Origin of the sequence: Microvirga sp. 2MCAF35 (genome assembly GCF_052115545.1) — a bacterium.
Taxonomy (GTDB): Bacteria; Pseudomonadota; Alphaproteobacteria; order Rhizobiales; family Beijerinckiaceae; genus Microvirga.
Map to the genome: position 1 here is coordinate 1 of NZ_JBFRGW010000015.1, position 25,009 is coordinate 25,009.

Here is a 25,009-nt window from a genome sequence, read left to right on the forward strand (position 1 = left end):
CTGGCGGTCGAGACGCACGAGAACTGGCTGGAAGCCCACCGCTACCTCAATATGGAGGATCTCAAGGAGCACAAGAAAACCACTCTTCGCGAAGCCGCTTAGCCAGCCCGACCGGCCGCCCCTCTTTGCAGAACTTGACGCACACAATCGCCTCAATCCTCCCGGCGGCCGGAGAGTGCTGTCTCGCATCAAGGACTTTCCACGCGACCGTCGTCTGGATGAATGTACCGACGAAACAGAGGTGGTCTCTTCGCGCTGGAAGTTGACCGAGACGGAAACGCAAACGCTCACGGAGCTTCTTGGGGAAGCCAGCCATGTCACCGAGGTGGACGTGGGACGCCGCTACGGCAAAACCCACCTTTGGATCAGTCTACCCGGCGCGAAGGCGCCCATGGTCGCGGACAAGGATGTAAAGGCAGCCTTCCGCAAGCTCGACCCGGTCATCACCGCTGAGGTTGACCGCGTCCCGGCGGACCAGAGTGGCCCGTCCGCTACCGCTTGGGAGGAGTTGAAGGAAGCAGGAGAGGATGTCTCCAACGTAAAAGCCTGGGCAGCGCGGGTCGAAGCAAAGGCAAAGGCATTCCGCTCAGCACTCGGACAGGCTGATGTCATTCTTTCGGACGCCGCAGACGAGCTTCTGGCAGGATTGGAAGAGAAGGCTGCCGCAGTCACGGGCTATGATAAGGCTTGTCAGACGGCGAGGGACACAGTTGCTGGCTGGCTACCTCTGTTCGTTTACGTCGCTGACTTCCCCGAACTCAAGGGGCATCAGGACATCGCTAGATTCATGCAGCGCCGGTCTGAGGGACAACCATTGACCGAGGCCGAAGAGAACTTCGAAAAACTTGCCAAGGTGGCTGACTTCAGCGCTGAGAATCTCAACGCGCTGTGGCAGGCGGGCGACCACGAGACGCGTAACCAGTTGCTCAACCGAGCCGGGGCGCTTGTTTCGAAGGAGATCCGCCGCCTTTGGAAGGACCGTTCGCTCAAGGTACGCTTCAACATCGACGGTGCACACCTTGACACCTTGATCTCGGATCCGAACTCGACCTATGACGTTGAGGTCAACCTAGACGACCGCAGCCGCGGGTTCCGCTGGTTCTTTTCTTTCTATATCTCCTTCGCCGCAGACACGGACGGCGGCCAAGCGCAGGGGGCGATTCTCCTGCTTGATGAGCCCGGCCTCTACCTGCATGCCAAGTCGCAAGAGGACCTGTTACGGCACTTCCTCCAAGACTTCGAGAATCAGATCATCTACACGACCCATTCGCCTTTCATGATCCCGGCTGACGACCTCAGCGTCGTTAGGACCGTGAACATCACGCAAGAGGCTGGGACGACGGTAACCAACGATCCGACCGGCGATTCGCGGACCTTGTTCCCGCTTCAGGCTGCCTTGGGCTACCATGTTTCCCAGACGCTGTTCATCGGCCCCGCCAACCTGCCGGTGGAAGGCATCACCGATTTCTGGATCCTATCCTCAGTCAGCGGTTACCTTCGTTCGCACGGAAAGGCCGGGTTGCCGGAGGACATGGTCATCACCCCCGCAGGAGGGGCAGGGAAGGTCTCTTACATGGTCGCTCTGCTTTCATCGCAGCAGTTGAGCGTCCTTGTACTGCTGGACGACGAGAAGGCAGGCCGTGAAGCTCAGAAGGAGTTGGTCACCAGCCGGTTGGTGCGCGACAGCGCATTAATTTTCGTTTCCGAGGCCTTCGCCCAGCCGCGGGAGGCCGATATCGAAGACTTGGTCGATCCCGCGATCTATGAGGAACTCGTGCGGCACACGTACCGCAAGGAGTTAAAGGGCAAGAATCTGAATCTTAATACCAACATCCCTCGGATCGTGAAGCGTTTCGAAATAGCATTCGTTGATGCCGGTCTCGAGTTCAACAAAACTCGACCTGCCCGAGAATTTCTTGCGCGAATGGCAACTGATCCGGAGAAGATTCTGAATGGCGCAGGCTTGCAAACTTTTGAAACGTTGTTCAAGGCGATTGCTGAGCGCTATGCCAAGACGAGACCAGCACTGGCGGCTGAATGAGCCAGACAGAATCTTTGATGCGGATTCTAGCGGAGACGACAAATTGGTCAGCCGTGAAGGCTGAAACGATAGCGGAAACAGTGCACTAACACACATAGACGCGCTTCTGTACCGCACACAAAGTTTCTAGCGCATCGGACGGAAAAGTGGACCCGGTATTCGCTGACGCGGCCCTGCGGGTCCGCTCCATCCGATGCGCCAGCCAAGAGAAAAAGCATCGGATGGATCCCAAAAGTGCAAATCCACTTTTGGGTCCGATGCTGTAGTCGGACGGTTCTCGGCAGGAAAGGCTATCCAGGAAGACGGCCTTTCCTGCAGCTCGCCGAAGCGGCGTGCGTGAACGACCATGCACGGCAGCGGCTGTCGCCAAGCTTGGCTGCGGCCGTGCGATTTGATCGTTCGGGACAATATTCTGCAGCTTCGCATGGATGTTGATGGTAAACTGAAAACTTACCTTGCGTCAGAGCATGGAAGCTGCTCATCTAGCGGCAGATTCAGGAGCCATTGCGGCTCGGATGTTGAGTGAAGATTTCCAGGGTTGTCCTGTCGTGCACTGCTACTTTCATCTTGTGCACACGCACGAACGGATCGTCGACGAGGCAGGGATCGAAGTCTCGGATTTGGAGGCAGCCCATTATCAGGCCCTCAAAGCCATCCAGGAACTCAGACAGGAAGGCGAGACGGACGAGGTTGACTGGCGCGGCTGGAATCTCGAGGTGGTCGACGAGGATGGAAACGTTCTGCTGTCGATTCCGCTCAATGTGGCACAGCACTGAAAATCGATCGATTTTTGAAGGAATTTGCGCGGAATGGGTCACCTATAGTGACGCAGCGCCGTGGTGCTCTCATGCATGAATTCTTCGTCATATGGCCATGGCTTTGTCTCGGGATGGCCTCAGCGTGTGCATCCGAGACTTGATGTTTCGGGCGAAGAATGGTTAGCCAGCAGGCACCCTCGTTCGAAAACGAAGACATCATGAGCCTCTCCTCGCCATCCCTCGATACGCTCTTCACCTGGATCCGCACTGAGAGCCCGACCCACGACCGGGCCGGGGTCAACCGGATGATGGATCTCGTGGTCGCACAGATGCAAGACGCGCCGGTGGCGATTGAGCGTCTCGCGGGCACGGAAGGTCTGGGCGACGTTCTCGTGCTGCGCGCCGGGCCTCAGACAGCCGAGCCGGGCGTTCTGGTGATGTCGCATCTCGATACGGTGCATCCCGTCGGCACCGTGGAGAGCGACCTGCCGCTGCGCGTCGAGGGGGACCGGCTCTACGGCCCCGGCATCTACGACATGAAGGGCGGGGCCTGGTTTGCTCTCGAGGCGTTCAAGGAGGTTGCCCGCAAGGGCACGGCGGCGCGGCCCATCGTCTTCCTCGTGACGCCGGACGAGGAAATCGGCTCGCCGATCACCCGGCCGATGATCGAGGATCTCGGCCGCCGTTCGGCCTATGCGCTCGTGACGGAGCCGGCCCGTGACGGCGGCCAGATCGTCACCGCCCGCAAGGGAGTAGGGCGCTTCGACGTGCATGTGGAGGGTCGCCCGGCGCATGCGGGGTCGCGTCACAAGGACGGGCGCAACGCCGTCTACGAATCTGCGCGGCAGATTCTCGCCATCGAGGGCCTCACCGATTACGCCCGGGGGATCACCACCACGGTCGRCATGGTCTCCGGCGGCACGGCGGTGAACACCATCCCGCAGCATTGCCGCTTCCCGGTGGACCTGCGCGTCGAGACGGTGGCGGACGGCGAGGCCGTGACGGCCGCGATCCTCGGATTGAAGCCCTCCAGCCCGGACTTCAAGGTCTCGATCACCGGCGGCATGAACCGGCCGCCTTATGAGCGGACCGAGGCTACCTCGCGGCTCTTCGACCACGCCAAATCCTTGGCCACCGAGATCGGGTTCGACCTCGTCTCGGCGCCCCGCGTGGGCGGCGGCTCGGACGGCAATTTCACGGCGGCGCTGGGAATCCCGACCCTCGACGGCCTCGGCATCGACGGCGACGGCGCGCATACGCTCCAAGAATACGGCCTGATCTCTTCCATCGCGCCGAGGCAGAAGCTCATGATGCGCCTGCTGGAGACCCTGCGGTAACGGTTCAAGCCGCTCCCTGAACCAGCGCCAGCACGCCGTCGATGATGAACTGCACGGCGAGGCCCGCGAGGATGACGCCGAGCAGCCGGGTGAGGACCACGTTGCCGGTCACGCCGAGCCAGCGGGAGACGCGATCGGCGGCCGAGAACACCACGAGGCAGCTCAAGATGCCGAGCGCGATCAGGATCAGCAGGGCGCTGAGATAGGCGATGTTGCCGTCCGCCCGCCCGGCGAGCAGGATTACGGCCGTGATGGCGCCGGGGCCCGCCATCAGCGGAATGGCGAGCGGGAAGGCCGCAACATTGCGGATGTGATCCTCGGTAATGGCGATATCCGCCGTATGCTGCTTGCGCTCATTGCGGCGCTCGAACACCATCTCGAAGGCGATCCAGAACAGCAGGAGGCCGCCTGAGATACGGAAGGCCGGGATGCCGACGCCGAGAAGCCGCAGCAGCACCTCGCCGCCGAGGCCGAAGAAGGCCAGGATGCCGAAGGCGATCATGCAGGCCCGCATGGAGACCCTGCGGCGCTCTTCTGCGTTCATTCCCCGGGTCAGCGAGACGAAGATCGGCGCAAGAGCCACCGGATCGAGGGTGACGAGCAGGGTCACGAGAGCGGCGGAGATGTAGTCGAGGAGCATCGGCTGGACCTTCCCTTAAGCTTTGCTTTATGGGGTCATCGGGCGGATTTGACGAGGGGCGATGCGACAATGTTCACGGTTTTGGATCGGATCAGCTGGCCGGGTCACCCGGACAAGCCTAACGAGGATATCTGCGGAGCCTCCGGCGACTGGGCCTGGGTGATCGACACCTCGATCTTTCCCGGCACCAAGCCCGTCATGCACGAGACGAGCGACGCCACCTGGCTCGCCCGCTTCGCAAATGAGCGGCTCTCGGAGCTTGTGCCTCATGCGGAGGACGGCGTCACGCTCCTGCGGCACGTCATGGAGGAGGCCCGCACGGCCTACCGGGCCGTCGCGCCTCTGGAACGGCACGAGGATTTCGTCACCTGGCCCCTCGGAGCCATGACGCTGGTGCGCCGCAAGGACAACGTTCTCGACGCTTGGACCTTCGGCGACACCACGGCCTATGTGCGGCAGCCGGACAACTCGGTTCAGGTGCTGGGCGACGCTCCCGGCCTGCGCGAGGCGGAAGCCGCGAAGGCGGCCGAATTGATGCAGCAGGCGGGCTCCCGGCCCACTGCCATTCTCGGCGAGCCCACTTTCCTCGCTTGGCTCGGCGAGCGCCGGGAGCGCCAGCGGAGAAGCGGCGTTCCGGCGGCCCTCCTGAGCCTCAATCCGGATGCCGTCGGCCGGCTGCGGCACGAGACGGCGCCCTGCCATGAGGGAACGGCGATCCTCCTCGCCTCTGATGGCTTTTCGGCGCTCGTCGATCTCTATCGGGCCATGGACGCCAAGACCCTGATGGAAGCCGCCCTTGCCACCGGCATCGAACCCCTGGCGAAGCTGGCACGGGGGATCGAGACCGAACGCGATCCGGACGGCCGGCTCTTTCCACGATTCAAGACGAGTGACGATACGACGGCGTTGCTGCTGAGGGCTTAGAGCATCGGACCCAAAAGTGGGCTTGCACCTTTGGGATCCATCCGATGCTCCACTCCTTGACGAGCGCATCGTTGGGCGCGGCCCTCTGGGTCCGCACAATGCGCTAGCCGGAGTGTCGCCCCGGCGAGCCGGAGGCTCAGGGAAGGGATCCATGACGCAGGGCTCGTGGAATTCCTTCGCCGACACTCCGGCCGGGACCTGCTCAGGCGGGCTCACGCTCTATGGCGGCAGGGCTTCTGACCTGAAGCACTGTCAATCGCCGCGTTTCTCCGGTGCGCGTGGTCCAGTCGATCGATTGACCGAGCGGGAGGCCAATGAGAGCGGTTCCGATTGGCGTCAGCACCGAGATCTTGCCCTGTGAAATATCCGCTTCATGCGGATAGACGAGGGTGACCGTCTGCACCCGTCCCGTGGTGTCGTCCCGGAAATCGACCTCGCTGCCCATATGGACGGCGTCTGGGCGCTGCTTCCCGCCAGCCAGAACATGGGCCCGGTCAAGCTCACCCGAGAGTTCCCGTGCCACATCCGGCATCGTGTGCATGGCCGCATCGGTAAGGCTCGTAAGCTTCTCGTAATCGGCCGCCGTCAGCGTGATCCGTGGCTTGGTTGTGCCGGTTGCTTTTCTGGACATGTCTTGTCTCCTGTTCCTGAAGTGCCGCAGCGCAAGACGCTGCAATGGGATCGGAATCGCCATCGGATTCCGATCGTTTGGGATGAGCGATGCGCTCGCGCATCGAAGTTGCGGATTGCCTCGCCGGCGACGGCACGCGGAGGCGAAGGGCCCTGGTGATCCGGCGTAGGAACGGAGGCGTCTCGACGAGGCGAGGCACGAGCCGGAAGAGGCACGGTGCGCGAAGCTAAACTTGGCTTCGCAGGACGTCCCGCGTTTCAGATACTAGGAAAGCGCCCCGAGCTCGGGGGCGCGGACGCGCGTTGAGCTCGGGGCTACTTGCCCGCGATGAGGTTGCCTGCCCGGTGCAAGCCGCGACGGTATCGTAAGAAGCTCAACATGATGAACCAAGGCTCCTACACCTTGCCGCGTTTGTCAATTGACGGCTCCGCCCTGCTTCTCGCACGCGTGGAAGCGGGCGCATCGGGTTCTGGCGACCTCTCCGTCATGGCCGGGCTTGTTCCGGCCATCCCGATGCTGAAGAGCGCCGCGCCTTTCCGATCGGGGTCACCGGCACGAGGCCGGTGATGACGAGGAGAGGCGGTGAGCGGATGTTATGTTCTTATTTTGTTCTTGACAGTTGTCTCAACCTTGGCTATATCATTGCACAGCCTGATCCGACGAGGGGCGCGCTTCGCGAGGCGTCGTAAGTTGTGGGAGCAGGCACGGTCCTGCCCGCCGGTCACGCAGCCGGCGCCAGGAGGCCCTTGGCAGCCCTGTGCTGGTCCAAGTCGAAACGCCTAAAAGAACCGTGCGCGAAGCGGCCTCCCGGCTCTTCCATCTAACACTCACAGCGAGCCGGACGGCCCGACGCGCCACCCTCGACCACCGGAAAGGCTCGCAGCGCAAGCTGCGGGCCCCAAGGTGCTGGCTCTTTGACAGGGATCCATCGACATCCACCCGCCGCGTCATGGCCGGACGCGTTCCGGCCGCCACGTCTTCGGCACCACAACGCTGTCAAGACGTGGATCCCGGCACAAGGCCGGGCAGAACGGGAGGGTTTCCACGGGCCGTTCTCCCAAGGCAGCAGGCCAGCCCAAGACTCATCGCCCTACGCGGCAGGACGCAACGCTTCTCGTGCTTGGGACCCGAGCGGTTCCAGATCCCTACCGGCGCGCCATCAATGGCGGTTTCACACCCAACCCGTGGAGGCTACGCATTGAGGAGAGAAACCGTGATAAAACCATTTAAATTCAATCCGCTGCAGCAGGTAGCTAATCCGGTTTCTCGCCAGTCGATCCCGTCTGTGAAAGCGCCACAATCGCGCGGCCGTTGGCGGCTGTGCCTGGCCTGAGAATAAGTTGCTGAAACGTAAACGGATTTTGGCTTCGTGCTTGCCTCTGGAAAACCTGTCAAAAAGCTTGAAAATTGCGCCGTTCTCGCCCATCTAAGAGACTGATTTCAATTGGATTCGCGGGCCTGCCGAACGGCTTGACGAAGCGGCATCGGAAGTCGCCTCTCGCGAAAGGGCAGACCGTTTTAAGAAAGACCAACCTTGACCGATCCGAACGATAACCGCCCTGGCGGTCCCGGTGGGGACCAGCCGGCGAGCGACATCAAGCTGATTTCCATCGTCGATGAGATGAAGCGCTCCTATCTCGATTACGCCATGAGCGTGATCGTGAGCCGCGCTCTGCCGGACGCGCGCGACGGCCTCAAGCCGGTGCACCGGCGCATCCTCTATTCGATGCACGAGAACGGCTACACGCCCGACAAGAAATACGTGAAATCCGCCCGCATCGTCGGCGACGTGATGGGTCAGTATCACCCGCACGGCGACAGCGCGATCTACGACGCCTTGGTGCGCATGGCGCAGGACTTCTCGCTGCGCCTCATGCTCGTGGACGGGCAGGGCAATTTCGGTTCCGTGGACGGCGATCCGCCGGCGGCCATGCGCTACACCGAGTCCCGTCTCGCGAAGGCTGCGATGCCGCTGCTCGACGACATCGACAAGGACACGGTCGATTTCACGCCCAACTACGACGAGTCGAAGGACGAGCCGTCGGTTCTGCCCGCGCGGTTCCCGAACCTGCTCGTCAACGGCGCCGGCGGTATCGCGGTCGGCATGGCCACCAACATGCCGCCCCACAACCTGGGCGAGGTCATCAACGGCTGCCTGGCCCTCATCGACAACGACGGCATCTCCACCGAAGAGCTGATCGAACTCATCCCGGGTCCGGATTTCCCGACCGGCGCGCTGATCCTCGGCCGCGCGGGCGCCAAGTCCGCCTATACGACCGGCCGCGGCTCCATCGTCATGCGGGCGAAGTCCGAGGTCGAGGAGGTCCGCAAGGACCGCGAAGCGCTGATCTTCACCGAGATCCCGTATCAGGTGAACAAGGCTTCGCTGATCGAGAAGATCGCCGAGCTGGTGCGCGAGAAGAAGATCGAGGGCATCGCCGACCTGCGCGACGAATCCGATCGCGACGGCATGCGCATCGTGGTCGAGATCAAACGCGACGCCATGGCCGACGTGGTGCTCAACCAGCTCTATCGCTACACGCCGTTGCAGACGAGCTTCGGCGCGAACATGGTGGCGCTCAACGGCGGCCGCCCCGAGCTGATGAACCTGAAGGACCTGATCAAGGCCTTCGTGGATTTCCGCGAGGAGGTCGTCTCCCGCCGCACCAAGTACCTGCTCAACAAGGCGCGCGAGCGCGCCCACGTGCTGTGCGGCCTTGCGATTGCGGTCGCCAATATCGACGAGGTCATCCGCCTCATTCGCACGGCGCCGGATCCGAACTCCGCCCGCGAGGCCCTCATGGGCCGCGACTGGCCGGCGCACGACATCGCGCCGCTCATCGCGCTCGTGGACGATCCGCGCCACAAGATCAATGAGGACGGTACCTATCGTCTCTCCGAGGCGCAGGCCCGCGCGATCCTCGACCTGCGCCTGCAGCGCCTGACGGCTCTCGGCCGTGACGAGATCGGCGACGAGCTCGCCAAGCTCGCGGCTGAGATCTCGAACTACCTCGAGATCCTGCGGTCGCGTGATCGCATCATGGGCATCATCAAGGACGAGCTGGTCGAGGTTCGCGACGCCTTTGCGACACCGCGCCGGACGCAGATCGTCGATTGGGATTCCGATGTCGACGACGAGGATCTGATCGCCCGCGAGGACATGGTCGTGACCGTGTCCCATGCCGGCTACATCAAGCGCGTGCCGCTCTCCACCTATCGGGCGCAGCGCCGCGGCGGCAAGGGCCGTTCCGCCATGACGACGCGGGACGAGGATTTCGTCACCCGTCTCTTCGTGGCGAACACCCACACGCCCGTCATCTTCTTCTCGTCCGAGGGCCAGGCCTACAAGGAGAAAGTGTGGCGCCTGCCGCTGGCCGCTCCCAACGCCAAGGGCAAGGCCCTGGTGAACATGCTGCCCATCAAGCAGGGCGAGCGCATCACCACCATCATGCCGCTGCCCGAGGACGAGGCGTCCTGGGACAAGCTGGACGTGATGTTCGCCACCTCCCGCGGCACGGTTCGCCGCAACAAGCTGTCGGACTTCGTCCAGGTCAATCGCGGCGGCAAGATCGCCATGAAGCTGGATGAGGGCGACCACATCGTCGACGTGCAGATCTGCTCGGAGAACGACGACGTGCTGCTCACCACGGCCAAGGGGCAGTGCATCCGCTTCCCGGTCACGGACGTGCGCGTGTTCAAGGGCCGCGATTCCATGGGCGTGCGCGGCATCAATCTCGCCGAGGGAGACGACATCATCTCCATGGCGATCCTGCGCCATGTGGAAGCGACCGGCGAGGAGCGGGCGGCCTATCTCAAGATGCGCCGCGCCGTCACCGGTGAGCAGATGGGCGCGGATGCCGACGCATCGGACGATGCGGAGGAGACGGAAGGCGCGAACTTCTCGCTCTCGCAGGAGCGCTATGCGGAGATGAGCGCGCACGAGCAGTGCATCCTGACGCTCTCCGAGAAGGGCTACGGCAAGCGCACCGTGTCCTACGAGTACCGCATCACCGGACGCGGCGGCAAAGGCATCACGGCCATGGCGGTGAACAGTCGCAACGGCAAGCTCGTGGCCTCCTTCCCGGTCGACAACGCCGACCAGATCATGCTCGTCACCGATGGCGGCCAGCTGATCCGCGTGCCGGTCGAAGGCATCCGCGTCGTCGGCCGCAACTCCCAGGGCGTCACCGTCTTCTCCACCCGCGACAAGGAAAAGGTGGTCTCGGTGGAGCACATCGAGGGTGAGGACGAGGAGAATGGTGAGGGCGTCGATGATGTCGCGACCGAGGGCGGCGAGGACTAAGCTTTAACAAGGCTTTTCGGAAGGGCGCCTCGGCGCCCTTTCTTTATGGCTTGCGAAGGGTGCGTTCAAATTCTGTGAGTACAGTCTCGGCAGTATCATTCGAGGAATTATCCGCCACTGCAGTCATTCGGATCTTAACGAACTTGCCGCGATTTACGGTGATGAAGATGAAGGAGTCGCGTTCATTCCCTCCCTGCGTAAGCCTGAGGCGAGCCTTCGCAAAGGAGTTGGATTCCGACCGATCGAGAACTTTCGCTTTTTGATAGACGCCTGCTTGTACGGCGGTGTTCACATCACCAACCGCCGCTTCCACTTCCCGTTTCGCGAAATCGAGCGCAGGGCCAGACGGCAAATCGAGCTGCTTATCGTAGATATAGATGTCGGCCCAAGCCTTGCCAGGTTCCGCATAGGTCACGCTGAAGCCTAACCCTGACGACTTATAATCAACTTTTGACTGACGTATCAGCCTACCCAAGGATTTTGGGAAAACAAAACCTTCGATATCAGCGGCGGAAATGTCTGCCGAAATCGGGCTGCGAACAGGCTGGGCGAAGACTGGATACGCTGCAAAGATGGACAGAGCTGCGAGGATGTACCAGCTGTAGAATGTCAGAGAACGGTAAGATTTGATCACATGAGCCCCCAGATATGTTACTTAGTTATATGGGGGTGAAGATTTTGGCGAGCCCTTTAATCCGCATCCTGCGAGAGGTAGTCAGCTGCTCCTCGGGCATTTGAGGGTGCTAGGGCATGAAAAGCCGCTCTCTGCTTCAGCCCAAGCTCGCCAATGCGGCAGGGCTCAGGACGGCGATGGCCGTGATGGCGACGATGAAAAGGCGGAAGACCATGGCTCTCTCCTGACTTAAGGTGGGCCCTATGTCTCATGGCGCCGTCCAGCCTGCCGTGTGCCAGCGCACGGCTTGCTCAGGCGCCTCAATCCGGCTACGCCTTGGGCATGATACGCACCGCGCTCTACACCGGCAGCTTCGATCCCGTCACCAACGGGCACCTGGACGTTCTGCGCCAGGCCTGCAGCGTGGCGGACAGGATCGTGGTCGCCATCGGGGTCCATTCCTCGAAGGCACCGGTCTTTCCCGCCGAGGAACGGGCCGAGATGCTGCGCGAGGTCTGCGGGCCGGTTCTGCAGGAGAGGGGCGTCGCACTGGAGGTGGAGACCTTCAACGATCTGGCCGTCGAGGCGGCCCGCCGCCATGGCGCGAGCCTCATCGTGCGTGGCCTCAGGGACGGGACGGACTTCGACTACGAGATCCAGATGGCGTCCATGAACGCCGCCATGGCGCCGGAGGTCCAGACCATGTTCTTTGCGGCTTCGCCCTCGGTCCGCCCCATCACGGCCACGCTTGTGCGCCAGATCGCCGGAATGGGCGGCGACGTCTCGGCCTTCGTACCGGGTCTTGTCGCCGAGCGCCTGAAGGCCAAATTCAAGCGGCCATAAAGTTTCATCATCCTCGAAGGAGATATCGACCCATGAAGCGTTTGTTCGCAGCCGGAGCGCTCGTACTCGCCGGCCTCGTCCCGGCCGTGGCCCAGCAGGCCAACGATCCGCAGAATACGATCTTCCTCGACACCAAGGAGGGCCGTATCACCATCCGTCTGCGGCCGGATCTGGCGCCCAAGCATGTGGAGCAGATCAAGGCCCTGACGAAACAGGGTTTCTATAACGGCGTCGTCTTCCACCGGGTGATCGACGGCTTCATGGCCCAGACGGGTGATCCCACCGGCACCGGCACGGGCAAGTCGAGCCTGCCCAACATTCCGGCCGAGTTCACCAAGACCCAGTACAAGCGCGGCTCCGTCGGCATGGCCCGCTCCCAGAGCCCAGATTCCGCCAACAGCCAGTTTTTCATCTGCTACGAGGGCTGCGGCCCGCTCACCGGCCAGTACACGCTCTTCGGCGAGGTCGTGTCCGGCATGGATGTGGCCGACAAGATCAAGAAGGGCGATTCCGCCGCAAACGGCATGGTGTCGAACCCCGACAAGATCGTGAAGATGCAGCTCGCCACCGACGCGAAGTGATGTACGCCCTGCGGTCAGGCGGAGCATGGATCTCCGCGCTCCTCCTGTGCACGGGAGCGGCTGCGCCGGTTCTGGCGCAGGTGGGGCGCCCCAGCGATCCGGATGGATACTGGGAGAGGTTCGAGCAGCCTCCGTCCCTGCCGGAGAGCTTCAATGGCATCATCCATCCCCGAACCGACGAGGAGCCGCCCAAGAAGGTGAACACCCTCGGCGACATCGGGAAAGCCATGCAGGCCTGCTGGCAGCCGGGCGGCGTGCGCTATTCCGGACAGGAAGTCACGATCCGTCTCAGCTTCAAGCGGAACGGTGAGGTGCTGGGCAAGCCCATGATCACCCATTACCGGGCAGGGGAGCCCGACGCGGAGAACCGTCAGGCCTTCACGCAGGCCGTGAGGGAGGCCCTGGTGCGCTGCTCGCCCATGCCATTCAGCGAGAGCCTCGGCGCGGCGGTGGCCGGTCGCCTTTTCACGTTTCGCTTCATCGACGCGCCGGTGCCGGAAAAGAACCAGGCCCTATAGTGGTCGGCCGCCGTCTTCCCTAAATACACGCCATTCGAAGGAGAATCCCATGGCAGATCCCGAAAACACCATCATCATGGAAACCACCAAGGGCCGCGTGGTCATCGAGCTGCGTCCCGACCTGGCTCCCGGCCACGTCGAGCGCATCAAGACGCTCTCCCGTCAGGGCTTCTATGACAACGTGCCGTTCCACCGGGTGATCGAGGGCTTCATGGCCCAGACCGGCGACCCGACCGGGACAGGCACCGGCGGTTCCGACCTGCCGGACCTCAAGGCCGAGTTCAACGCCGAGCCGCATGTGCGCGGCGTCTGCTCCATGGCTCGCACCAACTTCCCTCACTCCGCGAACTCGCAGTTCTTCATCGTGTTCGACGATGCCCGCTTCCTCGACAAGCAATATACCGTCTGGGGCAAGATCACCGAAGGCATGGAGAACGTGGACAAGATCAAGCGCGGCGAACCCGTGCGCGATCCCGATCGCATCGTCTCCATGAAGGTCGCGGCCGACGTGGCTTGAGATCAGCCGATATGTTTCGTCATGCCCGGGCTCGTCCCGGGCATCCACGTTTTCAGATGAAACGAACTGCCCTAAGCCCTCATCCTGAGGAGGTCACTTCAGTGACCGTCTCGAAGGACGAGGGCGTTTCCAGTGCTCTTTGGACCATCCTTCGAGACGCAGCTGCGCTGCTCCTCAGGATGAGGGTGGAGACATAGTATCCATGCGGGTCGACCTTTTCGATTTCGATCTTCCCGAGGGCAGCATTGCGTTGCGCCCCATGGAGCCGCGGGATGCCGCGCGCATGCTCGTGGTCCGGCCCGGATCAGGCCTTGAGGACCGGATCGTCCGCGATCTGCCGGATCTGCTTCAGCCGGGTGACGTGCTGGTGCTCAACAACACCAAAGTCATTCCATCCCGGCTCTATGGCTTGCGCGTCCGTGAGGAGAATGCGGCTCGGGTCGAGATCATGCTGCACAAGCGCGAGGGTGCCGACCGCTGGCGCGCCTTCGCCCGGCCGGCCAAGAAGCTTACCGTCGGCGACCGCATCCGCTTCGGAGACCCGTCCGAAAGCACGGCATGCGAACTCGTGCGGCTCGATGCCGAGGTCGTGGAGAAAGGCGAGGGCGGCGATGTGGCGCTCCGCTTCTCCTTTGCGGGCGCCTTCCTGGACGAGGCCATCGCTCGGCTCGGCGAGCTTCCCTTGCCGCCCTACATTGCCGGCAAGCGCCCGACGGACGACCGAGACCGGAGCGACTACCAGACCGTCTACGCGAAGGACGAGGGCGCGGTCGCTGCTCCGACCGCCGGCCTGCATTTCACGGACGATCTCTTTCGGCGCCTCGACGAGCGCGGCATCGCCCGGCACTTCGTGACGCTTCACGTGGGAGCGGGCACGTTTCTGCCGGTGAAGGCCGACGATACCGATGAGCACCGGATGCATGCGGAATGGGGCTCGGTCTCGGATGAGACCGCCCAGGCGCTCAATGAGGCCAAGGCCCGGGGAGGGCGGATCGTGGCGGTCGGCACCACATCCTTACGGCTTCTGGAGAGCGCTGCCCGCGAGGATGGGAGCATCGCGCCCTTCTCCGGCGATACCGCCATCTTCATCACGCCCGGCTACCGATTCAAAGCCGTGGATGTGCTGATGACCAATTTCCACCTGCCGCGCTCGACTCTCTTCATGCTGGTTTCGGCCTTTGCGGGGCTGGATTGCATGAGAGCCGCCTATGCCCACGCCATAGAAGCGGGCTATCGCTTCTACTCCTATGGCGATGCGAGTTTGCTGTTTCGACGTTGATGCTCCGGATCGACCCAGCACGGAACGCGCGGGAATGGATCCGTTTCCAGGCGCTGCGGATTCATGGATCCGCTTCCCTTCCGCTTCGGCGGGAGATGACAAGATGAGGTTTGAATGACCACCGAGACCTTCACTTTCACCGTCAACAAGACCGACGGCGCGGCACGGACCGGCGAGATCCGAATGCCGCGTGGTGTCATCCGCACGCCCGCTTTCATGCCGGTCGGCACGGCCGCGACCGTGAAGGCCATGTATCCGGATCAGGTGAAGGCGCTCGGGGCCGACGTGGTGCTCGGCAACACCTATCACCTGATGCTGCGTCCCGGCGCGGAGCGGGTGGCGAGGCTCGGTGGGCTGCACCAGTTCATGAATTGGCCCTATCCGATCCTCACGGATTCCGGCGGTTTCCAGGTGATGTCGCTTTCCGCCCTGCGCAAGATCGACGAGACCGGGGTCACCTTCCAGTCCCATATTGACGGCTCGACCCATGTGCTCACCCCGGAGCGCTCCATCGAGATCCAGGGGCTCCTGGGCTCCGATATTCAGATGCAGCTCGACGAATGCGTAAAGCTGCCGTGCTCCGACGAAGTGGCCGAGAAGGCGATGCGCCTGTCTCTCCGATGGGCGGAGCGCTGCCGGGTGGCTTTCGGAGAGCAGCCGGGAAAGGCCATGTTCGGCATCGTCCAGGGCGGCGCCGTGGAGCGGTTGCGCATCGAGAGCGCAAAGGAACTCGCGGCGCTGGATCTCAAGGGCTACGCCATCGGCGGTCTGGCCGTTGGCGAACCGCAGGACGTGATGCTGCGCATGATCGAGACGGTCGAGCCGCACATGCCCAGGGAGAAGCCCCGTTACCTCATGGGGGTCGGCACGCCGGATGACATCGTCGAGGCGGTTCGACGGGGCGTGGACATGTTCGACTGCGTCATGCCCACCCGTGCCGGACGCCATGGTCAGGTCTTCACCCGCCATGGACGCATGAACCTGCGCAACGCGCGCTTCGCCGAGGATACCGCCCCGCTCGATCCGGAATCGAAATGCACGGCCTCGAACACCTATTCGCGCGCCTACCTCCATCACCTCGTCCGCTCGAACGAGATCCTCGGCATGATGCTTCTGACCTGGAACAACCTGGCCTATTACCAGGAACTCATGGCCGGACTGCGCAAGGCGATCGCCGAGGGACGCCTCGATGACCATATCGGCGAGGTCAAGGAGGGCTGGGCCAAGGGCGAGCGGGACAGCAAGGCGGATATCGGCCGGCACGCGGACAACATCGCCATGGGGGACGAGGAGTAATTCCGCGGCCTGGAGCAGGACCTTTGTCCAGGCATTCTTGGGAAAATCGGCCGCTTAAGGGCCATAAGCTGAGGATTTACCCGCCCAGGCGGGGCTTTTCAATTGACCCGAGGCCCGAGACCCCCTATCTCCGGGCTCACCTCTGGGAGCGCGTAGCTCAGCCGGTAGAGCATCTGACTTTTAATCAGAGGGTCCTGGGTTCGAGTCCCAGCGCGCTCACCAACAACATCAAAGGGTTACCGGCATTTGCCCTTTGAACCGTTCTCTCCCAGGCAGCCGGACGATCTCCGCAACTGTGCAATGTCCGATCATCTGAATTTGATCGGCGCGGCAATGGCTGGCTTCGCGGCTACCACCCGGTTAGCATGGCACCGACTCATCTGGATAGGCGAGGGCGGTACGTATGGGGCACGACCATCATCACCACGATCATGACGACCACAGCCATTTATCAGAGATCGAGCTGCGGGTGCGTGCGCTTGAGTCCATCCTGGTCGAGAAGGGCTATGTCGATCCATCCGCTATCGATGCGCTGGTCGAGACCTATGAGGTCAAGGTAGGCCCCCGCAATGGGGCCAAGGTGGTCGCTAAAGCCTGGGCTGACCCAGCCTACCGGGAGTGGCTCCGGACGGATGCAACGGCCGCCATTGCCTCCCTCGGCTTCATCGGTCGCCAGGGCGAGCATATGGTGGCGGTCGAGAACACCCCAGATGAGCACAATATGGTCGTGTGCACCCTATGCTCCTGCTACCCGTGGCCGGTGCTTGGCCTTCCTCCGATCTGGTACAAGTCTGCCCCTTACCGCTCCCGAGCTGTGCTTGACCCTCGCGGGGTTCTGGCCGAGTTCGGGGTAAACCTGCCGGAGACCACCCGCATCCGCGTTTGGGACTCCACTGCTGAGATCAGGTACCTCGTGATCCCGATGCGCCCCGAAGGCACGGAGGGCATGGGCGAGGAGGCACTGGCCGAACTCGTCACCCGGGACTCCATGATCGGCACTGGTGTCGCCCAGACTCCGAAGGCAGTGCAATGAATGGCGCACAGGACCTCGGCGGCATGATGGGCTTCGGTCCGATCGCGATCGAGCAGGACGAGCCCTGGTTCCATGCCGAGTGGGAGCGACGGGCCTTTGGCCTCACCCTAGCCATGGGTGCTACGGGCAGTTGGAACCTCGATATGAGCCGGCACGCCCGCGAGTCCTTGCCGCCTGCTGAGTATCTGACGTCAAGCTACTACGAGATCTGGACCAAGGGCGTCGAAAAGCTTGTTGTTGCGGCCGGGCTCGTCAGCGACGAAGAGTTGAGACTCGGCCAATCCCTCGCAGAGCCGGCGCCGATCAAGCGGGTGCTCAAGGCAGAAGACGTGCTGGCCGTGTTGGCCCGCGGCGGTCCGGCAGATCGCCCGCTCGACCAGCCGGCGCGCTTTGCGGTTGGTGACCGGGTCCGCACCCGCAACATACATCCCAGGGGGCACACCCGCCTCCCTCGCTACGCCCGTGGCAGGGCTGGGGTTGTTGAGTTGGTGCATGGCGCGCATGTGTTTCCGGACGCGAACGCTCATGGACAAGGCGAGCAGCCACAATGGCTCTACACGATCTCCTTCTCGGGCCGGGAACTCTGGGGAGAGCAGGCGGATCCGACCATCAGTGTCTCAATCGATGCCTGGGAGAGCTACCTTGAACCGGCATGAGGATATGGTCCGTGTGGCCGCAGAGGTTGCGCCGATTCCCCGGGGGGATGATGGCGCGCCTGTCTTTCGCGAGCCGTGGGAGGCTCACGCCTTCGCAATGACCCTGGCTCTCTACGAGCAGGGCCTGTTCACCTGGACGGAGTGGGCTGCAGCGCTCTCGGATGAAATCAAAAAAGCTCAGGGCACTAGTGATTGCGACGACGGCTCGACGTACTATCATCACTGGCTTGCGGCGATTGAGCAGTTGGTCCGGGACAAGGGTATTGCAAGTGAACAGGTCCTGGAGGAACGACGGGACGCTTGGGATCGTGCGGCACACGCCACGCCGCATGGTCAACCAATTTTGCTCGCGAACGATCCATTCCGGTAGTTTACGAGCCAGGGCCGGGTGCAAGGCGATGCTCCCTGCGTCATGGGCTGACCTTAAAATGTGAGGATGCACCCGCTCCCCGAAGAGCGGCGAGTGATACCCTGCATCCAAGTCCCATATCACAGCGCCGCAGCTGCCTCAGTTGCCGCTGATAGACTTCAGCAACCATGCTCCCACCAGCAGTGACTCATAGCAAGGTTTCCGCTTGGTTATATGATCGACGGCGACTACAGCGAGCCCAATCCGCCAGCCCGCGGGAGAGATCGATGTGGCCGTCGTTGGGGGACCTCTCGGGGCTACTTCGCCGAGCGCGAGGGCATTGCGTTCAGAGTGACGCCTGTGCGACCGATCTTCGATGGGCCGCAGCTCTCTATGGTGTTCGATATCTCCATGGCAGCGCGCAAGGAGGACGAGGCATTACGTCAGGAGGTCGATGCGGCGCTTGCCCGGCGACGTGCGGACGCGGATGCTATTCTCAGGGACTACCGGGTGCCTCGTCTCGATAACGGCGCGATGCAGGCAGGACGAACGCCATGAGAGAGCTCCTGATCCTGTCCTCGGCTGTGACAGTTCCTGTCGCCGACTGACGAACGGGAGTGATGCGAATATGGCGCTAAAGCATCGGACCCAAAAGTGGACTCGCACTTTTGGGTCCGATGCTTCCTCTTTTAATGAGAGCATCGTTCGGGCCGGAAAACCGGGGCCACTTTTCCGGACGATGCTCTAGTCCCGTCATTTCCGAGAGAGTAAAATATAGCATTGCTTGCCCGCCTTGCTTTCCAAAGGATGCTGCCATGCTGGAGATCCTACCCACTTCCGAACACGTAGTGGCGATGCGGGTGAGCGGCCATGTCGACAGGGGTGACATTGAGCGCGGCATCTCCGCGGTCGAGGAGGCCCTGGCCCGGCAGGAGCGCATCGCGGTCTATGTCGAGATTGCCATGTCGGGTATGACGCCGGGCGCGTTCGTTCGGGATCTCGGCTACGGGCTGCGCCACCTGCGCCATTTCGCCCGAATGGCAGTGGTGACCGAGCAGGAGTGGGTGCGCTGGATCGTCGAGCTGCAAGGCCGCATCCTGCCTCAGATCGAGATCCGCACCTTCGCGCCCGGTGAGCGAGACGAGGCTCTGGCCTGGGCGAACCGGCCGATTGCAGCCGGTGTGCCCGACGCGGCACAGGCATCGCCCTCGGTCCGCCTGATCGAGACGAACAAGCCCGACGTGATCGCGTTCGAGGTGAACGGACGCATCCATCGGGACGATATGCATGTTCTGGTCGGGACTTTCGAGCGGGAGTTAGGCGCTCATGAACGGTTGCGCGTGTTTGTCCGGATCGTTAAGTTCGATGGCGTCACGCTTGAGGCCCTGCGCGAGGATGGGCTGACTTCTGTGAAGATGCGGGGCTGGCGCCAGATCGAGCGCTACGCCCTGGTCGGCGGCCCGACGTGGATGACCACCCTGACCGAATGGACCGCGCCTGTGGCTCGCATCGAGACCCGCCATTTCGAGTTCGCCCAGGAGGACGAGGCTTGGCGCTGGCTGGAAGCCGAGCCACGGATCGCAAATCCTGCGTGAGGCGAGAGCGAACGAAAGAACGCACAAGGGAAACCAAACCAATCGACAGCCCGGGCATTACCCCCGGTCGCTGTCGTGAATTCTCCCATGCCGTCTGCTTTCGATCTCATCGGGGTCCTTTTTCTCTGCGCATAGACGGTCATGGGGCCGTGGAAGATGAGGGAACTCCTCCAGGACCAGCGCCGCCAGCGTGGCCGGTGCCATTCATCGCGTCCAGGTCGAGATGCTGCATGCCAATTCAGGCAGCGGAGGCAAGGGGCCGGACAGCGATCATCCGGAGCAGTGCATGATAGGGCAGCACTTCCAGACGCGAGAGCCGCTATGCCTTGCGGACGGTGGCCAGGGTCGACGCGTCCGCATCATGGTCCGACGCATTGATGATGGCAAAGGTGCCATCCGTCTCCAGGACGACGGCCGCCACATCGGTGGCGTCTACGATTCCGCTGGAGCGCAGGGCCGCCATGACCTCCTCACGGGTGATCCGCTGCGTCCGCATCGCGCCATCCAGAAATCTGCCCTGGTGCATGATCAGGGTCGGTTCGCTCTTCACCAGATTCTGGAAGCTGCGTGAGTGGACGGACAGCCACGTGATCGCAAATTGTAGGAACACCAGGAGTACCATCGCCAGCATGCCTTCAACCAGGGCGACCGACTTGCTGAGCAGCACGGTGGCAAGGATTGAACCCAGCGCCACCGTGACCACGAGGTCGAAAGCATTCAGCTTGGTCAGCGTACGCTTGCCCGAGATCCGCAGGATCGCCACGAGGGCGATATAGGCCAGCGTGCCGACGACGAGGACACGTTCCAGCCCGGCCCATGAGTCAAAGAACATGAATCCTTGCCTCCTTCGCGCGAGTCGAGGTGGCGATCCTGGCCCGCTCGACCCGCAAGAGGACTGCGGCCCGGTCGCATGGGGCAAGCCGCGCCGCCTCGGCGGTCTCGGCCAACTTGCCGAGATGTTGGACCACCGCATCCTGAGTATCCTGGCGCCGGAGAATGGACGCAAGCTGCCCCAGGACATCCGCCATGCGGATCAGGACGGCCGGGATTTCCTGTCCGGCCTGCCGAAGCGGATCGAAGGCCGCATCGACGAGGCCCTGCACGTCGGAGCGACGCGCAATCACCCGGATCACACCCTCCTGGTCAGGAAGCAAGCTTGGCGGGAGGACACGCTGGAATATTTCCTCAAAGGCTGCGCCGAGGCGGTCCACCACGGCCACGGCCGTGTGCGGATCGTTGATGCCGGGCGACAGCGCCCGCAGGCCGATCTCGACGAGCTGGCGCAGGCCGTGCTCCAGATCCTGGGCCGGGCTGCGCTCCTCGCCGACCACGACGGCGTCCCTGACCGCTTCGACGGCATCGATGCCCAGGGGCCGTGCCGCATGGACGACCACATGTTCCCCGCCTGCCAGGACGAAGTGTCCCGCCCGCACCTTCACCTCGAGGAGGGCACGCTCTCGGCAGGCCACCGATACGAGCCTGTCGTAGTCGATCACCTGGATGTAGCCGCTTCGCCCCAACGACACGGTACCGGCCTTCGGTGGGATATCGTCCGGCATGGCGTCATCGCTTTCACCCGTCTCCGGGAGCATGCCGCGGACATTGCCACGCAGGTCATGTGCTACCCGTGCCACGATATTGTCGGCCACGATGGCACGGGCGACCTTGTGGACGTAGAACAACAGAGCGAAGAGGCATATCACCGTGAGGACGCTGCCGATCGTCACGGCGGCATGTGGCACGCCCTCGTTCCCAAGCGTCTCATTGAGACTGCGCAACACGACCAGAACATACAGGATGGTGCCGAGGAACAGGCCGATCACGGCTTGGATCTGCCGGTCGCCCATGAAAGTGGGGACCAGGCGGGGACCGAGCTGGTTCGCCGCGAGCGTCAGGATGACGAAGGTGACGGAGACCACGAGCGAGAACATGGTCATCAGGCCGGACAGCAGGCTCGACAGGAGGCCGCGGGCGCTGCTCGCATCACCCCCATAGATCCACCAAAGCTCCCCGTCGCCCCAGTCTTCGAGCAGCGAGGGACCGAACGTCAGAACCCAATAGGCCAAGCCGAGCGCGAGAAGACTCAGGATCAAGGGGAGGATCCAGAGTTGTCCGCGAAGAAGGACCATGATGTTCCGGATGCGCTCCATGTCCTGACAACCCCGGTTGCCCCGGCTGGATCCATCGTGCCTTCGTCGATGTCATGTCAGGCGGGCGCACGGGTCTGACGTCCGGAGAGGACGTTCCGGGCCGTCCCTGGGGCTGCCCGCTCGACGCCTTGGCCGCGACGGCAGTCACTGGGAGGGTGGATCCGGCTCATGTTCCGGCGCGCCGTGAAGGAGTTGCATCGCTGGCGATTGGACGAGCAGGAGATAGCGCTCGAACTGGACGAGAACGTCCGCGATGATCTGGTCACGGTGCAGGCCCATGATGTCGCAGCCGCGACCGCCGCTGGAAAAGTAGGTGCGGGCCTCGTAGCGGTATTCCGGCTTGCCGACGTCAAGAGGTGAGAGGGTGGCCATGGGCTGGGCGCTGCGGCTGACGCCATAGATGAAGTCGCGCACACCTTCAGCGGGTGAGCGCAGGGCGATCGCACCCCGATCCTCCTCGGCCACGGACGAGGGGCGTCCGCGCGCGCTCAACTCGCGCGCGACCTGGTCGAGCGCCGGAGGCACGTGGGTGGCGATGAACGCGCCGACTTCGGCCTCGGTGAGAGCATGGAGGATGAGGGCGAGGCGGCGCTGCCAGGTGAGACCTGCGGCGGGCTGGGCGGAGGGAATGTTCGTCCTGGCGGCGTGGGCCTCCTGCTGGGCGAGATCCGCCCGCATGCCGACCAGGAGCGACCAGACGAGCGCCAGCATGACGAAGGTGAAGGGCAGAGCGCTGGCCACGGTCGCCGATTGCAGGGCGCTGAGCCCGCCGGCCAGGAGCAGGCTGGCCGCCACAATGCCTTCGAGCCCGCACCAGAAGACGCACTGGCCGGTGGTTGTTTCGGTCTCGCCGCCTGCGGCAATGGAGTCGACGACCAGCGAGCCGGAATCCGCGGACGTGATGAAGAAGATTCCGACCAGGAGCACGGCCAAGGTGGAGGTGAGGCCTGAGAACGGCAGATACTCGAAGAACTTGAAGAGGCCGACCGACACGTCGTCGGCGACCGCCGTGACTAGGGCACCGGCTGCCGTGCCGGTATCCACGAAGATCGCGGTGTTGCCGAACACGGTCATCCAGAAAAAGGTGAAACCGGCCGGGATGAACGGCACGGCCGTGACGAACTCGCGCACGGTGCGTCCGCGCGAGATGCGGGCGATGAACATGCCGTCGAAGGGGGACCAGGAAATCCACCATGCCCAGTAGAAGAGCGTCCAGGCATCGATCCAGGGCGTCGGCTCATAGGCATAGATGTTGAAGGTGCGCAGCAGCCGCGTGTCGAGATAAAGGCCCAGGTTCTGCACGAAGTCGCGAAACAGCAGCGCCGTCGGTCCGACCACCAGGACGAGGAGCATCAGCAGGATCGCCACGACCAGATTGATCTCGGAGAGGATGCGGCCCACCTTGTCGAGGCCGGTGACGACTGACACCGTGGCCAAGGCCTTGATGGCAGCGATCAGGGGGAGTTGGACCCCGATGCCGATGGGGCTGCCGAGAAGATAGTTGAGGCCGGCGTTGATCTGGGAGACGCCAACGCCAAGGGAGGTGGCGATGCCAAACATGGTGCCGACGATGGCGAAGATGTCGACGGCGTGACCGATGGGACCGTCGATGCGCTCCTTGAGGAGCGGGGTAGAGACCGGACCGGATCGTCAGCGGCAGGTTGTAGCGGTAGCCGAAATACGCCAGCGACAGGCCGACCACGGCACAGATAGCCCAGGCATGGATGCCCCAGTGAAAGAATGTGACGGACATGGCTTCCCGCATCGCCGCGACCGAGCGCGGCGGGGCAGTTGGCGGTGTCATGAAGTGGGTCATCGGCTCGCCCACGGCGTAGAACATGAGGCCTATGCCCATGCCGGCGGCAAACAGCATGGCGATCCAGGAGGTGAACCTGAAGTCGGGCGTGGACTCGTCCGGCCCGAGCCTCAGCCGGCCGTAACGTCCCAGGCAGAGGAGCAGCACGGTAGCCAGGAAGATGCCGACGACGAGGAGATAGAGCCACCCGAAGCTGTTGAGAATAGCAGACTGCAAGTCCTTGAAGACTTGGCTGGCGCGATCCGGCGCAACAATCCCGATGGCAAGGAAGACGCCGATGACACCGACGGCACCGAAGAAGACCGGTGGGTTGATGATGAAGCGCTTGAACATGCGGCAACCCTTGGATGCTCCGTCCCCCGCCGCAGCTCTTTCCGGAGCGTGAGCATCGCTCTCCTGAATACCCAAGCTCCTGATCCAGGTAGAAGACGGCCAAGCCAGAAGAGTTCCCTGTCAAGAGGTTTCAATCGATCGATGATGTCTTTCAAAACGAAGGTCGTCCAAATGAGTCTCTTCGTGAAATCACGAACTTGGCGGCCGACGGTCAAGAGCGCGAGTACCTCGTCGAAGGGCAGCTCTTCTTTGCCTCGGCCGACGCTTTCATGGCGGCGTTCGACTTCACGGAGCCTGTGCAGCGAGTGCGCATCGACGTCAGCCGGGCCCACATCTGGGGCCTCACCGGCGTCAACGCGGTCGATCGTGCCGTCCTGAAGTTCCGCCGCGAAGGTATAGAGGTCGAGGTTGTCGGCCTCAACGAGGCCAGCACGACCATCATGGACAAGCTTGCCGTTCACAATGAGCCGGGAGCCATGGAAAAGGTCTTTGGCCACTGAGGCTTTGCCGCGCATAGGACACCCCGACCTGGCTCCTGAGCCCCTCCCGATCCGGAGCGCTGCCGTGCTAAGGAAGTCACTGGTGGGCGTCATGGGATGCCGCGAGTCCAAGCGGGAACGGACACCGACCTCGGCGGTTCCCTCTTTCGCGTCCTTGGCTCATTCAAGAACAGCGCATCCCGAGGAGATCGACATGGCGTGTTCTGGGCCATGATGCCCGAGATGAAAGGCTTTGCCCCCGATGCAGCCTCAGGAGAGGGCTCCCATGGGATAAAGGCTGCCCCGGGCAGGATCCG

General features: G+C 62.9%; 21 protein-coding genes, 1 tRNA gene and 2 pseudogenes. 18 read left to right on the forward strand and 6 right to left on the reverse strand.

Annotated features, from left to right (window positions below; genetic code table 11):
- Positions 1-175: 175 nt before the first annotated feature.
- From AB4097_RS09745 to AB4097_RS09755, 3 genes are all read left to right on the forward strand, one after another.
- A complete protein-coding gene (locus AB4097_RS09745) occupies positions 176-2,041 on the forward strand; it encodes an ATP-dependent nuclease (RefSeq protein ID WP_442038902.1) in 1,866 nt (621 codons plus the stop codon).
- A gap of 455 nt (positions 2,042-2,496) precedes the next feature.
- A complete protein-coding gene (locus tag AB4097_RS09750; protein ID WP_442038904.1) occupies positions 2,497-2,817 on the forward strand; it encodes a DUF6894 family protein in 321 nt (106 codons plus the stop codon).
- 200 nt (positions 2,818-3,017) lie between these two features.
- Complete coding sequence (locus tag AB4097_RS09755) at positions 3,018-4,136, forward strand: M20 family metallopeptidase (RefSeq protein ID WP_442038906.1); 1,119 nt, start codon at positions 3,018-3,020, stop codon at positions 4,134-4,136.
- A 4-nt stretch (positions 4,137-4,140) separates the two neighbouring features.
- On the opposite strand, the gene AB4097_RS09760 is transcribed toward AB4097_RS09755, so the two are convergent.
- Positions 4,141-4,776 (reverse strand): MarC family protein, encoded by a 636-nt coding sequence (locus AB4097_RS09760; RefSeq protein WP_442038908.1) that lies wholly within the window; start codon positions 4,774-4,776, stop codon positions 4,141-4,143.
- A gap of 69 nt (positions 4,777-4,845) precedes the next feature.
- Here AB4097_RS09760 and AB4097_RS09765 point away from each other — a divergent pair, with 69 nt between their 5' ends.
- Positions 4,846-5,700: a hypothetical protein gene (locus AB4097_RS09765; RefSeq protein ID WP_442038910.1), complete on the forward strand. Its 855-nt coding sequence runs from the start codon at positions 4,846-4,848 to the stop codon at positions 5,698-5,700.
- Positions 5,701-5,902: 202 nt separating this feature from the next.
- On the opposite strand, the gene rnk is transcribed toward AB4097_RS09765, so the two are convergent.
- Entirely contained in the window at positions 5,903-6,331 is a 429-nt protein-coding gene (gene rnk, locus AB4097_RS09770; protein ID WP_442038912.1) for a nucleoside diphosphate kinase regulator, read from the reverse strand.
- A 1,621-nt stretch (positions 6,332-7,952) separates the two neighbouring features.
- Between rnk and gyrA the strand changes: the two genes are divergently transcribed.
- Positions 7,953-10,634 (forward strand): DNA gyrase subunit A, encoded by a 2,682-nt coding sequence (gene gyrA / locus AB4097_RS09775; RefSeq protein WP_442039062.1) that lies wholly within the window; start codon positions 7,953-7,955, stop codon positions 10,632-10,634.
- Between the two features lie 43 nt (positions 10,635-10,677).
- Here gyrA and AB4097_RS09780 read toward each other — a convergent pair whose 3' ends face one another.
- On the reverse strand, positions 10,678-11,268 hold the full coding sequence (locus AB4097_RS09780; protein WP_442038914.1) for a hypothetical protein: 591 nt from the start codon (positions 11,266-11,268) through the stop codon (positions 10,678-10,680).
- Positions 11,269-11,589: 321 nt separating this feature from the next.
- Here AB4097_RS09780 and coaD point away from each other — a divergent pair, with 321 nt between their 5' ends.
- From coaD to AB4097_RS09840, 12 genes are all read left to right on the forward strand, one after another.
- Positions 11,590-12,090, forward strand: coding sequence for a pantetheine-phosphate adenylyltransferase (coaD, locus tag AB4097_RS09785; protein WP_442039064.1), 501 nt, complete (start codon positions 11,590-11,592; stop codon positions 12,088-12,090).
- A 32-nt stretch (positions 12,091-12,122) separates the two neighbouring features.
- Entirely contained in the window at positions 12,123-12,671 is a 549-nt protein-coding gene (locus tag AB4097_RS09790; RefSeq protein WP_442038916.1) for a peptidylprolyl isomerase, read from the forward strand.
- Positions 12,671-13,189, forward strand: coding sequence for a hypothetical protein (locus AB4097_RS09795; protein ID WP_442038918.1), 519 nt, complete (start codon positions 12,671-12,673; stop codon positions 13,187-13,189). The genes AB4097_RS09790 and AB4097_RS09795 overlap by 1 nt, the downstream gene beginning before the upstream one ends.
- Positions 13,190-13,238: 49 nt before the next feature.
- A complete protein-coding gene (locus tag AB4097_RS09800; RefSeq protein WP_442038920.1) occupies positions 13,239-13,706 on the forward strand; it encodes a peptidylprolyl isomerase in 468 nt (155 codons plus the stop codon).
- A gap of 202 nt (positions 13,707-13,908) precedes the next feature.
- Positions 13,909-14,985: a tRNA preQ1(34) S-adenosylmethionine ribosyltransferase-isomerase QueA gene (gene queA, locus AB4097_RS09805; RefSeq protein ID WP_442038922.1), complete on the forward strand. Its 1,077-nt coding sequence runs from the start codon at positions 13,909-13,911 to the stop codon at positions 14,983-14,985.
- A 114-nt stretch (positions 14,986-15,099) separates the two neighbouring features.
- Positions 15,100-16,281, forward strand: a complete 1,182-nt coding sequence (tgt, locus tag AB4097_RS09810; protein ID WP_442038924.1) for a tRNA guanosine(34) transglycosylase Tgt — start codon at positions 15,100-15,102, stop codon at positions 16,279-16,281.
- A gap of 146 nt (positions 16,282-16,427) precedes the next feature.
- Positions 16,428-16,503 (forward strand) — tRNA-Lys (locus AB4097_RS09815).
- 181 nt (positions 16,504-16,684) lie between these two features.
- The gene (gene nthA / locus AB4097_RS09820; RefSeq protein ID WP_442038926.1) at positions 16,685-17,314 is read left to right on the forward strand and encodes a nitrile hydratase subunit alpha; all 630 of its coding nucleotides are present in this window, start codon (positions 16,685-16,687) and stop codon (positions 17,312-17,314) included.
- On the forward strand, positions 17,311-17,970 hold the full coding sequence (gene nthB / locus AB4097_RS09825; RefSeq protein ID WP_442038928.1) for a nitrile hydratase subunit beta: 660 nt from the start codon (positions 17,311-17,313) through the stop codon (positions 17,968-17,970). The genes nthA and nthB overlap by 4 nt, the downstream gene beginning before the upstream one ends.
- Positions 17,971-17,974: 4 nt before the next feature.
- Positions 17,975-18,340: a nitrile hydratase accessory protein gene (locus AB4097_RS09830; RefSeq protein ID WP_442039066.1), complete on the forward strand. Its 366-nt coding sequence runs from the start codon at positions 17,975-17,977 to the stop codon at positions 18,338-18,340.
- A gap of 372 nt (positions 18,341-18,712) precedes the next feature.
- Positions 18,713-18,877, forward strand: a complete 165-nt coding sequence (locus AB4097_RS09835; RefSeq protein WP_442038930.1) for a hypothetical protein — start codon at positions 18,713-18,715, stop codon at positions 18,875-18,877.
- Between the two features lie 257 nt (positions 18,878-19,134).
- Complete coding sequence (locus tag AB4097_RS09840) at positions 19,135-19,914, forward strand: STAS/SEC14 domain-containing protein (RefSeq protein ID WP_442038932.1); 780 nt, start codon at positions 19,135-19,137, stop codon at positions 19,912-19,914.
- Positions 19,915-20,233: 319 nt separating this feature from the next.
- Here the strand turns inward: AB4097_RS09840 and AB4097_RS09845 are convergent, their stop codons facing one another.
- From AB4097_RS09845 to AB4097_RS09855, 3 genes and pseudogenes are all read right to left on the reverse strand, one after another.
- A complete protein-coding gene (locus tag AB4097_RS09845; protein WP_442038934.1) occupies positions 20,234-20,746 on the reverse strand; it encodes a DUF421 domain-containing protein in 513 nt (170 codons plus the stop codon).
- Positions 20,736-22,064, reverse strand: a complete 1,329-nt coding sequence (locus AB4097_RS09850) for a DUF2254 domain-containing protein (protein WP_442038936.1) — start codon at positions 22,062-22,064, stop codon at positions 20,736-20,738. Before AB4097_RS09850 ends, AB4097_RS09845 begins: the two co-directional genes overlap by 11 nt.
- A gap of 144 nt (positions 22,065-22,208) precedes the next feature.
- A pseudogene (locus AB4097_RS09855) lies at positions 22,209-24,213 on the reverse strand (BCCT family transporter).
- Positions 24,214-24,410: 197 nt separating this feature from the next.
- Between AB4097_RS09855 and AB4097_RS09860 the strand changes: the two are divergent.
- A pseudogene (locus AB4097_RS09860) lies at positions 24,411-24,713 on the forward strand (STAS domain-containing protein); the annotation flags it as partial.
- Positions 24,714-25,009 lie beyond the last annotated feature (296 nt).